10 protein-coding genes and 1 pseudogene are annotated in these 13465 nt (G+C 47.0%); 5 read left to right on the forward strand and 6 right to left on the reverse strand.

What is annotated here, in order from left to right:
* Positions 1–44 precede the first annotated feature (44 nt).
* The 5 genes and pseudogenes from B9N88_RS19390 to B9N88_RS19405 form a co-directional block, all read right to left on the reverse strand.
* Positions 45–992, reverse strand: coding sequence for a hypothetical protein (locus B9N88_RS19390; RefSeq protein ID WP_027605645.1), 948 nt, complete (start codon positions 990–992; stop codon positions 45–47).
* A 54-nt stretch (positions 993–1046) separates the two neighbouring features.
* Positions 1047–1214: pseudogene (locus tag B9N88_RS32955) on the reverse strand (MFS transporter); the annotation flags it as partial.
* Positions 1215–1219: 5 nt separating this feature from the next.
* Positions 1220–1867 carry an HAD-IB family hydrolase gene (locus tag B9N88_RS19395; protein WP_043293519.1) on the reverse strand — a complete coding sequence of 216 codons (648 nt, stop codon included), beginning with the start codon at positions 1865–1867 and terminating at the stop codon, positions 1220–1222.
* A 276-nt stretch (positions 1868–2143) separates the two neighbouring features.
* Positions 2144–2668, reverse strand: a complete 525-nt coding sequence (locus B9N88_RS19400) for a BRO-N domain-containing protein (protein ID WP_027605647.1) — start codon at positions 2666–2668, stop codon at positions 2144–2146.
* Positions 2669–3094: 426 nt separating this feature from the next.
* Positions 3095–3523 carry a very short patch repair endonuclease gene (locus B9N88_RS19405; protein WP_027605648.1) on the reverse strand — a complete coding sequence of 143 codons (429 nt, stop codon included), beginning with the start codon at positions 3521–3523 and terminating at the stop codon, positions 3095–3097.
* Between the two features lie 28 nt (positions 3524–3551).
* Here B9N88_RS19405 and B9N88_RS19410 point away from each other — a divergent pair, with 28 nt between their 5' ends.
* From B9N88_RS19410 to B9N88_RS19430, 5 genes are all read left to right on the forward strand, one after another.
* Positions 3552–5123, forward strand: a complete 1572-nt coding sequence (locus B9N88_RS19410) for a DNA cytosine methyltransferase (RefSeq protein ID WP_081744431.1) — start codon at positions 3552–3554, stop codon at positions 5121–5123.
* A gap of 244 nt (positions 5124–5367) precedes the next feature.
* On the forward strand, positions 5368–6852 hold the full coding sequence (locus B9N88_RS19415) for an ATP-binding protein (RefSeq protein ID WP_081744428.1): 1485 nt from the start codon (positions 5368–5370) through the stop codon (positions 6850–6852).
* A complete protein-coding gene (locus B9N88_RS19420) occupies positions 6836–9577 on the forward strand; it encodes a Z1 domain-containing protein (RefSeq protein WP_027605649.1) in 2742 nt (913 codons plus the stop codon). Before B9N88_RS19415 ends, B9N88_RS19420 begins: the two co-directional genes overlap by 17 nt.
* Entirely contained in the window at positions 9564–10511 is a 948-nt protein-coding gene (locus tag B9N88_RS19425) for a PD-(D/E)XK motif protein (protein WP_081744430.1), read from the forward strand. Before B9N88_RS19420 ends, B9N88_RS19425 begins: the two co-directional genes overlap by 14 nt.
* A 12-nt stretch (positions 10512–10523) precedes the next feature.
* Positions 10524–12608: an AIPR family protein gene (locus B9N88_RS19430; protein ID WP_043293520.1), complete on the forward strand. Its 2085-nt coding sequence runs from the start codon at positions 10524–10526 to the stop codon at positions 12606–12608.
* A 106-nt stretch (positions 12609–12714) separates the two neighbouring features.
* Here B9N88_RS19430 and B9N88_RS19435 read toward each other — a convergent pair.
* A partial coding sequence (locus B9N88_RS19435; protein WP_143491256.1) for a ribonucleotide-diphosphate reductase subunit beta occupies positions 12715–13465 on the reverse strand: 751 nt, incomplete at its 5' end.

Below are 13465 nucleotides of genomic sequence, written 5' to 3' on the forward strand. Positions count from 1 at the left end.
TACAGTTGTTTTGACCGCTCATCAACTGGATGCTTATCGACCCACTATTCCAACCCCGGCGCCTCACGAATGATCAGGTGATCGAGGTTCTCGATATTCGCGCTGAATACCCCGAAGGTCTGCTCGGGGTTCTTCTTGCTGGGCACTTGTTTCAGCTCCGGTGTCACCCCGTAGAAGAAACAATACAACGCCCGCTCACTGTCCGCCGCCGCCCTGATCTGCTCCAGGAACGCCTTGCGCTTGCGGTAGTTCTCGATGAGCTTTTTGCTCAGGTAGACGTTGACCGAGTAGGGCTTTTTGTCGAGCCACACCTTCTTTTCGAAGTCGATGCGAAAGCTGCTCGTGTAGTCCTTGATCGCTTTGACCTTGCCCCAGTAGATCAGGCCCTTGTTGTCTTGCAGGTATTCGATCTTCTTGAAAAACGCCGCGTAAGTCGCGGTGTGCTCGCCGATTTTCAGCGGCATGCGTTTGAGTTTTTCCTTGTCGTCGATGTTCGACACAAAACATTCCACCGGGTGGGCGAACACGCTGGTCTTGTCCGGGGTGGTGTCGCTCGAACTGACAGATTCGCCGCTGCGGGGTGAAGGTGTTTTCGCTGAATCTTGTGGGACCAGCCCCTCGGTGCCGGCCACTGCGGTTTTACGCTCGTACGTACGGCGGGTGAGGACAAATTCCGATGGGAAATTGTCCTCACGCTCATCGCCGTTTTCGCCCTCTGCGCTCTTGTGGAGACTGGCATAGCGGCAGCCGTCGATATGCCGGGTGCTCGGCGTATTTTTGAAATGCGGGGTGCGTTGGTAGTTGACGTTCTTGGCGTTAAACGTGCTCAGCACATTGCCTGCTTCAAATGCAGCGCGACAGGCATCGTTGGGACAGAGGAAACTGTCCTTGTCGGAGTCGAAGGTGGTGGTTTCGTCGAAATTCAGGTCTCGCACGTCATAGATCGACAGCTTGTCGTCGAGACTCAGGCTGTAGGCCGTGTCGAATTTCATGGGGCTCGGGTCCGTGAGAGGTTTCGCTATTAATAGCGGGAACCCGCGTAAATATCAGCAAGAACCTGCAACCCGGCGTCCGCTCAGGAAGCACAAGGTCCCACCTATCGCTGTGAGTGTACCCAAGGCATAGAACATGCTGGCCGGCGCCGCGTTGATCAGCAGATACCCGCATATCACCGGGCTCATCGCCCCACCGAACGCCGCCAGGTTCTGCGCCCCCCGCATCACCGCTGCAACCGAGCCCGCTTTTTCTTCTTCGCATGAAAATGCCGAAAATGCGCATCCTGCGCCGCCGCCAACAACTCCCGATCCCCACGCGTATCGCCCCAGGCCCGCAGCCGATACTCCCCCAGGTCCCCATACACCGCCTCAAGCCGCAGCACCTTATTCTCACACCGGCAGTTATTCCCGGTGAGCTTGCCGGTCAATACCCCGTCGACCACCTCAAGCTCCGTGCCGATCAACTTGATCCCAAGCCGATCGGCAAACGGCTGCAGCACCAACGCCGGCGACGCCGAACACAGCGTCACCACCGCCCCCGAGCCCAACTCCTGCTCCACCGACAGCACCCCCGCCGGGCGCATCAACCGCGCCCAATTACGCTGGCAATACTCCTCGGCCTTCTGCTGCACCCACGTCTTCTCCACCCCAGTCATAAAGGTGCGGATCAACTGCGCCTTCAACTCATCCCGGCTGATCTGCCGCACCAAAAAGCGCAGCCCGGGCACGGCCAGCTTGACCATTCGGCCATAAAACTCGCCGGTGCCAAAGGCAAACTTGAGGAAGGGCACGAAACTGTCGTGGTGGGTCAGGGTGCCGTCGAAGTCAAAAACGGAGAGTACTTTGGCGTCAACGGGGCCGGCTTCGAGCATGTCTGGGTTCACGAGTGGTCCTTGATCAGGTGGGGCGGGTTCTCATAACGTTGTGACTGGTCCCCACTGCATGGGTTCAGGCTAATAACGGTTATGCAATTCAGATCATCCAGGGGAGGCGCTGTTGTTCTTCTACTGGCAATGATCAGCGGGAGTTTACCCGGTCGGGCATAGGAATGAACGTCGGAAGGTATCCGGCATTGTTACTGCGCGGACCAGGAAGAGCGTGTTGGTTGTCCGTCCGAACACCAGCCCGGACGGAGCCCTCTGCTAGATTCAGCGTGTCGAATGACCCGCAGACTGGAAATATTCAGCTACTTTTTGCAACCAGGTCTTACTCGGTGGAACCCGTCGGCGAGTCCGGTTAAGCAACAGATACGGCATATCCCGCAACCGAATCCAACCTTCGTCCTGCCAATGCAAAAGGCTCAACGACATCTCCGGCCAATCCAGCAGGCTCAGCATTGGGCGGTCGGAGGGTCTTGATTGTTGTTTATCTCGTAAAGTCGGTACGACTTGATGGGTCAACCACTCCCGCAGCAGGCGATGCCCTGGTGCGTAGTGATACACCAGCAATGCATACACACCGGACTCGCTGATCATCAGCATGTTCTCAGGCTGACCGTGATAGCGGATTTCCAGCGTTTGCCGTTGATCCTCATCGAGCTTGCTGACCTTGCGCTCGTCCAAGTAGAGACCAGTCAGGCGCCCAAGGTCACGTGCACAGAACCAAGGCTGGTTCTCAAGGAGCAGCGCGTGCAGTTGCAGGTTGTGGCGGGTGTAGACGGTAGGTTCATGCATGACACACCTCCGGGCCGGAGCGTGTATGAGAAATGGTGCGGGTGCTGCGAATGTCCTTCGCAAAGGATGCAAAGTCTCCAGGCATTTCCGTTACCTCTGGTTGCTTTCTTAGGGCATGCGTTATGGGTGTCGGGAGCTAAGAAACCCACCAGAGACGGGCCGGACATATTTCCCTTTCGGGTCTTGTATTCGCCCACTCCCGACATAACGGGTATTTTTCACAGGCGTAGAGAAACCGCTGGCGAAAAAAAGCCGCATGGCTGTCGGGTGCGGAGGACCGCTCTGGTTGAGGCGTTTCTTAGGCGCCGAGATGAGAGGGTAGGGGCGTGTTTAGAGGTGGTCAAGCACCTAGATCTATCAAGTGAAACTTAATATTTTTTGTCGGTATAAAGAACGCCAAGATAGTCCATGGAAACCGCACTTACCTCAGGCCTTGCGTGCGTTCTTTAAACGCCTGAGGTTCTCCACTAAACCATCCAGCGCCGTTTCCGCGCTCCTTAGCTGGCATTCCCATACAACTAATACGGTCCAGCCCAAATGCTGAAGCGCCTCTGATGCTTTCGCATCCCGCTCGGCGTTCTTGGAGAGCTTACTCTCCCAGAAGTCTGGCCTCGACTTAGGCGTGGTTGCATACCGACAATTATCATGCTTGTGCCAAAAGCATCCATGGACAAATATACAGGTCATGAGCTTGGGCAGTACAATATCCGGATTTCCAGGGAGATCCTTCCTATGAAGGCGGAATCGATACCCGTGAGCGTGCAAAAAACGCCGTACCTTAAGCTCTGGTTGTGTGTTTTTTCCTCGAATAGACGACATCATTCTCGAGCGCGTTGCTTGGTCCACTACATCCATGTCGGTCATCCTTTTGCAGAATTGCCATATGAATTTTAAACAACCTTTACAGGTCGTCGACCTATTTGCTGGGCCCGGCGGACTGGGCGAGGGTTTTTCATCCCTTAACGACGGTAAGAGTTTTCAGGTTGTAGTGTCCGCAGAAATGGACCCGCATGCTAGAGCAACATTAAGGCTTAGAGCTTTCTATAGGGCATTGAAGCTAGAAAACCCTGAAGCACTGGATGACTATTATTACTACTGTGAAACGTCTGGGGCTACACAGCCTTGGAGCGGTAAAAGCTACGATCAATGGATTCGTGCAGATGAAGAAGCTAGACAGATCCGGCTGGGGAGTCCAGAGGGGAACGCGGAATTAGATAAAATACTTGAAAGCAAACTTGATGAAACTCGTCCTTGGGTATTGATTGGGGGACCTCCTTGTCAAGCTTACTCAATTGTAGGGCGTGCGCGGAATAGGGGGAACTCGGAATATAAGGCGGAAGATGATCACCGACACTTTCTGTATCGTGAATATCTCCGAATAATACAGAGTAAACGCCCCGCTATATTTGTGATGGAGAATGTAAAGGGGATCTTATCGTCGAAAGTTGGAGGGGAGCAAATTTTCCCTCAGATACTTCGAGATCTTGCCGATCCTGACTTGGCGCTTGGAATAAAAGATTCAACTAGGCCGAAATATAAAATTTGCTCGTTGGTTAGTGATGCCTTTTATGAGAGCGGTGATGATCCGCTGGATTTGAACTTAAATAATTTTATTATTAAGTCAGAAGAATATGGTGTTCCTCAAAATAGGCATCGTGTGATTTTGGTGGGCGTTTCAGAAGAATTTGCAGATGCAATCGATGGATTGAGCCTATCGTCTAAATGCGGGCCCACTGTTGGCGAAATGCTCCAAGGACTTCCGAAGCTTAGAAGCACGCTATCTAGGGGGAACGATACTCCTGAAAAATGGTGTTATGAGATATTGAATCATTTAGATGGCCTTCGTAGTTCCCTTTCCTCAATGGGCGGTGATCCTCTGCTTGAGAAAAGTTTGCAGATAACAAGGCAGACATTTTCAGGCGCTGGGTATAGTAGTGGTGCGTTGAAATTGGTCCGGGGGGGGGCAGATAGGCAATTCAAAGATGCCTTTTTTGAGCAGTGGTTCAACGATAGCCGTTTAAAAGTATGGCTCAATCATGAAGCTAGGAGTCACATGACTTCAGACCTAAGGCGCTATATTTATGCGGCTGTTTTTGCGGATGCGCATAAAGTGTCGCCTAAAGGTCATAAAGAATTCAATTTGGCAGAATTGGCACCAGATCATAAAAACTGGGAGAGTGGTAAGTTTAGCGACCGATTTAGGGTTCAGGTTAAAGGACAGTCGTCTTCGACGATTACAAGCCATATCTCCAAGGATGGTCATTATTTTATTCATTACGATCCTAACCAATGCCGAAGTCTGACGGTTCGTGAGGCCGCTCGTCTTCAAACATTTCCAGACAATTATTTCTTCTTGGGTAATAGAACCCAGCAGTTTCATCAAGTAGGAAATGCGGTACCTCCTCTTTTGGCTCGCCAGATCGCGGCAGTGGTAGAAAGAGTAATCAATCGCTAGTTAAGCGTTCTATCTGTTGAGAAATGGTCTAATTCTAGGAAGGAGTGTCTAGCTTGAGTATGATATTTATAATTGTCACTAACTAGAGACTGTAAAACAAACTCTTGCGCTTTTTAAGCTGATGTGTAAAGAATGATGGCTTAACCATGGCGCAGCACAGCGCCATTTGGGCTATGATACAGGAACAGGGAATGTTGACGCGCATACGCTCTGTAGCGCCTCGTTCTCTAAGGGGCGAGAGGTAATGAAAGAAATAGAACATCCTCCCCACGCAGCGTCGCTGCTCGAATCGATGCGGTCAATCGGTTATACCTTGGAGTCAGCATTAGCTGACATCTTGGACAACAGCTTATCGGCAAACGCGAAAAATATATCTGTCGAGTTTCGATTTCACGATGAACCGTATATTGCCATTATTGACGATGGGAGTGGTATGTCTGCGACGGTGTTGGAGAATGCCATGCGTCATGGCAGCACCAATCCATTGGATATACGTTCCCATGACGATATGGGCCGTTACGGTTTAGGACTTAAGACATCATCCCTTTCTCAGTGCCGGAGAATGACAGTTGTTTCTAAGCAGGGCGGTGTTATCACTGGGTACTGCTGGGATCTTGATGTTGTTATAAATCGTAAATCTTGGGTTATGCTAGAGCTTGGAGAGGAAGATTTAGAAAGTATACCTCATATAAATACTCTTGCAGAAAGTGCTAGTGGAACAATAGTTCTGTGGCAGAAGTTGGATAAGTTAATCGCTGGAGAGCCCTCTGTTGAAGCCGCTCTTACCGGAAAAATGAACCATGCAAGAGATCACCTATCACTTGTCTTTCATAGATTTTTATCAAAAGAAGATAAAAAACCTCGTGTTTCCATCGCGATAAACGGAAGTAAGCTACCTCCTGTTGATCCTTTTTTGATCGAACATCAAGCGACGCAGCATTTAGATCAAGAGTCATTTAGTGTTGATGGTGCAAAAGTAATAATTAAACCATTTATTATTCCTCACTATAGCAAGCTGAGTATAAAAGAAATTCAGATTGCGGGTGGGGATGATGGTATTCGCAATCATCAAGGATTCTACATATACAGAAATAGACGATTAATAATTTGGGGAACTTGGTTTAGGCTGGCTCGTAAGGATGAGCTAAGTAAACTGGCTAGAGTTCGAGTGGATATACCAAACTCGCTTGATCATCTGTGGACGCTAGATATAAAAAAGTCCGCTGCTCACCCACCAGACGTAGTACGTAGAAATTTAAAAAGAACGATAGACAGAATCAGAGCTGTAAGCGGTAGAACTATTACGTTTCGAGGGCGGGTTTTAGAAAAAAATATTTTTTTCTCTACATGGAATGAGGTTATAGATCGAGGGGGCGTTAGATTTGACATAAATCGAGAGCATCCTTTAGTAAAGGAATTTCAGCGAGGTTTGTCGGATAAGCAAACCCTAGGTCTTTTCGATACGGTATTGAAGGCGATTGAAGGTTCTTTTCCCGCAGACGCTCTATATTCCCGTATGGCATCCGATATGAAGCCAGAGTTTGGCGGCGAGTATTTAGAGTGCCAGTTACGCGATATGGCCCATACTTTATTTGAAGGGTTAGATCTTGGGTCTCCGGTTCGTCTTCATATGTTATCTACGTTACACGTTATAGAGCCATTTAGTCTTTATCCTGCACTCACCAAGGGAATAGTAGAGGAGTTACAAGGCTTTGAATCAGAAAAGTGATGATGTTCTTTCCCCTGCTGCTCAGCGACTTGAAGTGGCTGTGGCGACGTCCCTGACGGTGGATAGCATACCTACTGAAGTTGAAATTTATGAGCTGGCCAGTGCGTTAAGGAAGATACCGTTATACATAATATCTGATCAGGAGTTTGAGTTAGTAATCAAAAAACTTCACGTTGCTCTGGCGTTGGATATGGGCATAGGTAGCTATGTAGCTGATGAGCATGACCCTTGGCTGCAAGCTAGAAAAGCACAAATAAATCCATTTTATTGGGCTCGATACCGTACAGATCTAATAAAGCAGGGGTGGGGTGCAAAAGTAGTAGCATCTCTGGATAAAGTTACTGATGATATTTTGGATTTGATGGGGAACCCTGTTGGAAGGACAGGCTGGCCGAGGCGCGGCCTTGTTATGGGCGATGTACAGTCGGGCAAAACTTCGAATTATACAGGGCTTATTTGCAAGGCAGCCGATGCCGGGTATAAGCTAGTGATTCTTTTGACTGGTACCCTGGAAAGTTTGCGTAGACAAACTCAAGAGAGGCTAGATGCCGGTTTTGTCGGGCTAGACAGCTCCGGTGTTGTTAATAGCAATAGCAGAAATAGAAGAAGAAAGGAAATTGGGGTTGGGTTAATAAACTCAACACGAAACGCCGGCGTATTTACTTCCACGGTAGGCGATTTTAAGGCAGTTACTGTCAATCAATTAGGGTTTAGGTTGCGTGATTATAATGAACCAGTCCTGTTGGTTGTGAAGAAAAATAAAAAAATAATAGAGAACTTAACCGAGTGGCTGATAAATTTCAACGCGGAAAACTCCGGGAAAATCGATCTTCCCCTCTTGCTTATCGATGATGAGGCGGATAATGCCTCGATAAATACTAATCCCAAAAAGGCTACGGCAATAAACAGTGGGATACGTACTTTGCTCAGTATTTTTCCTAGATCTAGTTATGTGGGGTTTACTGCGACTCCTTTCGCGAATGTTTTCATTAATCCAGATACTACAAATGAGATGGAAGGGGACGATCTTTTTCCTCGTGACTTTATATATGCGCTAGATGCGCCAAGTAACTATCTCGGAGCTTCGGCAATATTTGGTGATAATCCTAAAGTGGAGTGTCTGGAGGATATCGATGATGCAGAGGCCTCTTTTCCAAAGGGGCAACACTCGGAGAGCATCATAGATGAAGTGCCTAGCTCATTAATGGATGCGGTGAAGTATTTTTTGCTGGTGAACGCGGTCATGGATCTGCGTGGCGGAATGCCTAGGCATAGATCTATGCTGATAAATGTCAGTCATTTCACTTTTATACAAGATCAGGTAAGAGATATTATTGATTTTTCTCTTAGAGGTATTCAGGAGGATATAAGAGCGTATGCCTCTCTTAATGTGTCAGAAGCGTTAAATAACAAAACTATAAGTGATCTGCACTCTATATATGAACGCTATTTGGAAAACAAAGGTTTTTCTTGGGGGCAGATTCAAGCCGCATTGGTTGCTGCCGCTCTGCCTGTAGAAGTTAGATCGGTAAACCAAAAAAGTGGTGGTGCAAGTCTAAACTATGCACTTTACAAGGAAAATGGACTTAGAGTTGTTGCAGTGGGTGGGAACAGCCTTGCCAGGGGGCTGACTTTGGAGGGGCTTTCCGTAAGTTATTTTTATCGTACAACCCAAATGTACGATGCGTTGTTACAGATGGGGCGGTGGTTTGGTTATAGAACTGGTTACGAGGATCTCCTAAAGGTATGGATGCCAAGAGAGACAATTAACTGGTATTCGTTGATTTCAGAGGCTACGGATGAGCTAAGAAGTGAAGTTAGACGTATGCAGGTCTTACGGTTGAAGCCGATTGATTTTGGATTGCGGGTTCGCTCTCATCCAGATTCGTTGATTATCACCGCTCGTAATAAAATGCGTCATTCTGAAGAGATAGTACATACACTGTCGATTAGCAAAGAAAGCCTAGAGTCTGCTCGCTTGCTTAGTGATGGCAATGCAATCTCTTCTAATCATAAAGCAGTGCAAGCGCTAATTCTCAAACTGAACTCCCTCAGTTCTCTCAGGAGTGAATCGTATAAGATTCCTGTATGGATTGGAGTCCCGAAAAATATTATTGTGGAGCTACTGAAAGGTTTTATGAGTCATCCACTTAATCTCAAGTTGCAGTCTGGAGATCTTGCTGACTTTATAGAAAAGTCTGTGGATCCAAAGCTTGATTATTGGGACGTGTCGATACCCTCAGGTACCGGCGAAAGTTTTAATGTGGTACCTGATTTCTCACTTCCGACAAGGCGTCGAAAAATTGAAGTTGATCTTGAGAAAAGATCTTTGTTAGTTAACGAAAAAAAAATGAGGGTTGGTTCCGCGTCAGATGAAAAAATTGGTCTGTCAAAGGATGAGATTTTTGAGGCTGAGAGGATCTTTCGCGAATTGCCAGAAAATAACAACAAAAAAAATGTGCCTGGTAAAGCATACAATGAAGTTAGAAAGCGTCCGTTGCTATTGATTCATCTAGTTAGCCCGGATTTCGGGGGCAAGCAAGGTGTCTTACTTCCCGAAAGTCTTAAGGCTTTAGTTGCCGTCGGACTTAGTTTTCCTGAGCTGGCATCAGGAAGTAAAAAAATGACTTATCGGATTAACATGGTGGAGCTAAGGACTCTCTTGGCCACTGAGGTGGAAACTTTCGAAGGGGACGAGAGCGAGGACGAAAATGTCGATGACTAAATGTTTGTCAATTTGGCAGTCAATTAAGTTGGAATCATCACAGTCTGCGTTCAAACGCTTTGACGCAGTTCATCCATTAGATTTTTATCTTGGATTGGATAGCGAAGACAGAAACTTGCTGCTGTTCGTTACTACTGAAGAACCCCCAAATCAATCAGATATGCGAGCTGTTAGGTTAAAGAAAATTCCTAGAGATGACGGAAGGTGGTCGCTTCTTCTCATCTTAGAAGACTCTAGGTTAGCGGAGTTGTTTGCTCTGCTTTGTGAGGATTTAATAGAGCACTCCCGGCATATTGGAAAGCATAGTCCTTTGAGTTTTGTGCTTAAACGACTAAATAGTTGGCGGTATTTTTTTGAGCGCCCTGAGAGCACCCTCCTGACTTTAAATGAGATTCGAGGCATGTGTGGCGAGCTAGCATGTCTCGATTTGCTAATTGATAAGATTGGATCAATTGAGGCGGTTACTGCTTGGGTTGGACCTGCGGGCGCGGATCAGGATTTTCAGTTTGGTTTATCGGCTTGGGAAGTGAAAACGGTTAGGCCAGGAGCTGAAACTGTGATTATTGCTTCTGAGAGGCAGCTGGATGGCCTTGATAAAACGGTAGATTTGTATGTTGTTGAGCTCTCCGATGCTAGCTCTAACTCAATTGACGGGTTTAACTTGAACTCTCAGATATCAAAAATAAGAAACAGACTTGAGTCGGACTATGAAGCGTTGAGTGATTTCAATAATCGGTTAGTGTCGGCTGGATATGTACAGCACCGAAAATATGATGACTTAGTCTTTCAGTTGCGAGGCTTTACTAGGTATGCAGTTTTGGATGGTTTTCCTCTTTTACGAAAGGCTGCGTTACCTATCGGAGTTGTAAATGTTAGTTATGAGTTGGAGTTAAGTGCTTGCATATGTTATATAACTGAACAGGCTTCATTCTGAAGGAGGTGTAATTTGTTACTGCAGGAGTTTCACCGGGAGTTGCTTGAGTGCGTTCGATCTCGCGCCGAATCGGCTCGGGATTTTTTGAGTGCGAGCTTCGTTGATGAGTGCGGCGAACGGTTGATCGAGTCTGAGCAGTTTTCCAGTTTTGAGACTTGTAGGTTTGAAGGTGTAAGTAATAAGAAAAAACTGAGGGTTGATGGATATTTTTTTGACGACGCTGATAATTCACTCTCTTTATTAATAGGAAATTATTTTAATGAAGATGAGATTCAGGTATTTAATGCGGACGAAGTTAAGAAGTCATTTTTAAGCCTGAAAAATTATTTGCAAGAATCATTGGCTGGGTTTGTAACTGATGGCGCTTTTGATGAAAGTCAACCTGGGTACGGGTTGGCGTGCGATCTGATGGATTGGCACTCGAAAGTAACAAAGTATAGATTTTATTATGTGTCAGATGGGCAGTTGAAGTCACGTATAAAGGATTGGCCGGAGGATAACATAAATGGAATACCTAGTGAGTTTCATATCTGGGATATCGCTAGGTTCCATGTGGCATATATTTCTGCTACTGGACGTGATGAGCTTGTTGTAAGCTTTGATGAGGCGGGGCATCAAGGGTTAAGTTGTCTAGCAGCAGCTGAGTCTGACGGGGATTATAAAGCATATCTTTGTATGATTAGTGGTGATCTTCTAGCTGATATATATGAAGAATATGGAAGTAGGCTGTTGGAAGGTAATGTCAGAACATTTTTGAGCGCTAAAGGAAAGGTTAATTCAAAAATACAAAATACAATTCGTACTCAGCCGGAAATGTTTTTTGCTTTTAATAATGGTATTGCTGCTACCGCTGAAAACGTTACGTTAGTAAATGGCGTTCTTGGGCTTAAAATCATCAGTGCTACAAATCTGCAGATTGTCAATGGTGGACAAACTACTGCGTCACTTGCGCTAGCTAAGCGTGGAGGCACAGGAGGTAAAGACGTAGCAGACCTTTCCAAGGTTATGGTTCAGATGAAGTTATCTGTATTGCCTCCTGACAAAGCTGGGCAATTAACGCCAGAGATTGCTCGTTTCGCAAATAGTCAGAATAAGGTCAGCGATGCAGACTTTTTTTCTAACCATCCTTATCATGTTCGGTTAGAAGAGTTTTCACGACGTATCTTTGCCTCATCTAACGGGGGGGCTCAGCACGGTACTCATTGGTTTTATGAGCGCGCGCGTGGGCAATATTTGAATGAGCAGGCTTCGTTGTCTGCTGCGCAGAAAACTCAGTTCGGACTTCAGAATCCTCGTAAACAACTGTTTTCTAAAACTGATGTCGCTAAGTTGGAGAACTCTTGGAGGGAACTTCCTCATAAGGTAAGTATGGGGGCGCAAAAGAACTTTTTAATTTTTGCTGATTTCATAGCGAAAGCATGGTCTACAGACGGAAGGAATTTTAATGAGGATTATTTTAGGCAGATAGTTTCACTCGCTATTATGTTTAGATATTCGGAAGCTATGGTTGCTCGACAAGACTGGTATCAGGGAGGCTATCGCGCAAATATTGTGACGTATTCGATTGCTAAACTACATAATATGATTTCAGAGCAGGCTTTGGGTAAACAGCTTAATTTCCGTGTTATATGGGATAAGCAAGTATTGCCTGAAGTTTTATGTGAGCAATTAGAGCGGATATCAAAAAAAGTCTTTGGTGTCTTGACTGATACAGATCGACTTAAAGAAAACGTAACAGAATGGGCTAAAATGCAGGCGTGTTGGGATCAGGTAAAAGAGCTTTCCATAGAGTTTGTGCCGGCGTTTTCAGAAGTACTGCAAGACTTACGTAGTAACGTTGAGGGCGGGGCCGCATCTAAAGCCTTACAAAAGGCAGATGACGGAATCGCGATTCAAGTAGCGGTAATTGAGACCCCTACGCCTGAATGGGTGAGGATGCTTTCTTGGGGCCGCCGAGGTGGAAAACTGTCTCCTAAGCAGGAGTCGCTTTTAAATATAGCCAGTCGAATTCCTAGTAAAATCCCTACAGAGAAGCAGTGTGTTGAGATTTGGAAGATAAGGGCTTTCTTAATTGAGGAAGGTTATATATCGCTGTAATGCCTTAAGCCTTTATTTTGGCTCATATAAGTTTATTAATTAAAAAGCCCTGTAATCAGGGCTTTTTAGTGTTTGATTTTTCTAAAATCAATCTCGGCTTTTTCTATCAATCCCAGCTCAACGCCCCACCCGTCTGATACTCAATAACCCGCGTCTCAAAGAAATTCTTCTCTTTCTTCAAGTCCATAATCTCGCTCATCCAAGGGAACGGGTTAGTCGTCCCCGGATACTCTTCCTTCAAGCCGATCTGCGACAGGCGACGGTTAGCGATGAACTTGAGGTAATCCTCCATCATCGCCGCGTTCATGCCCAGCACACCGCGCGGCATGGTATCCCGCGCGTATTCGATCTCCAGCTGCGTCCCCTGCAAAATCATCTGGGTCGCTTCTTCCTTCATCTCGGCATCCCACAAGTGCGGGTTTTCGATCTTGATCTGGTTGATCACATCGATACCGAAGTTCAGGTGCATCGACTCATCGCGCAGGATGTACTGGAACTGCTCGGCCACGCCGGTCATTTTGTTGCGGCGGCCCATGGACAGGATCTGGGTGAAGCCGCAGTAGAAGAAGATGCCTTCCAGCACGCAGTAGTAGGCGACCAGGTTGCGCAGCAGTTCCTTGTCGGTGTCGACGGTGCCGGTTTCGAACTTCGGATCGGAGATCGAACGGGTGTATTTCAGGCCCCACGCCGCCTTCTTGGCCACCGATGGAATCTCGTGGTACATGTTGAAGATCTCGCCTTCATCCATGGCCAACGATTCGATGCAGTACTGGTAGGCGTGGGTGTGGATCGCTTCTTCGAAGGCCTGGCGCAGGATGTACTGGCGGCACTCCGGGTTGGTGATCAGGCGGTACACG

Source organism: Pseudomonas sp. LAMO17WK12:I1 (assembly GCF_900177315.1).
In the GTDB taxonomy this organism is placed as follows: domain Bacteria; phylum Pseudomonadota; class Gammaproteobacteria; order Pseudomonadales; family Pseudomonadaceae; genus Aquipseudomonas; species Aquipseudomonas marginalis.

What these genes read in the sequence shown, in the direction of transcription:
- B9N88_RS19405 (WP_027605648.1), bottom strand. Translation starts at nt 3,523, where the DNA reads ATGGATGTAGTGGACCAAGCAACGCGCTCGAGAATGATGTCGTCTATT.
- B9N88_RS19390 (WP_027605645.1), bottom strand. Translation starts at nt 992, where the DNA reads ATGAAATTCGACACGGCCTACAGCCTGAGTCTCGACGACAAGCTGTCG.
- B9N88_RS19425 (WP_081744430.1), top strand. Translation starts at nt 9,564, where the DNA reads ATGTCGATGACTAAATGTTTGTCAATTTGGCAGTCAATTAAGTTGGAA.
- B9N88_RS19410 (WP_081744431.1), top strand. Translation starts at nt 3,552, where the DNA reads ATGAATTTTAAACAACCTTTACAGGTCGTCGACCTATTTGCTGGGCCC.
- B9N88_RS19400 (WP_027605647.1), bottom strand. Translation starts at nt 2,668, where the DNA reads ATGCATGAACCTACCGTCTACACCCGCCACAACCTGCAACTGCACGCG.
- B9N88_RS19415 (WP_081744428.1), top strand. Translation starts at nt 5,368, where the DNA reads ATGAAAGAAATAGAACATCCTCCCCACGCAGCGTCGCTGCTCGAATCG.
- B9N88_RS19395 (WP_043293519.1), bottom strand. Translation starts at nt 1,867, where the DNA reads ATGCTCGAAGCCGGCCCCGTTGACGCCAAAGTACTCTCCGTTTTTGAC.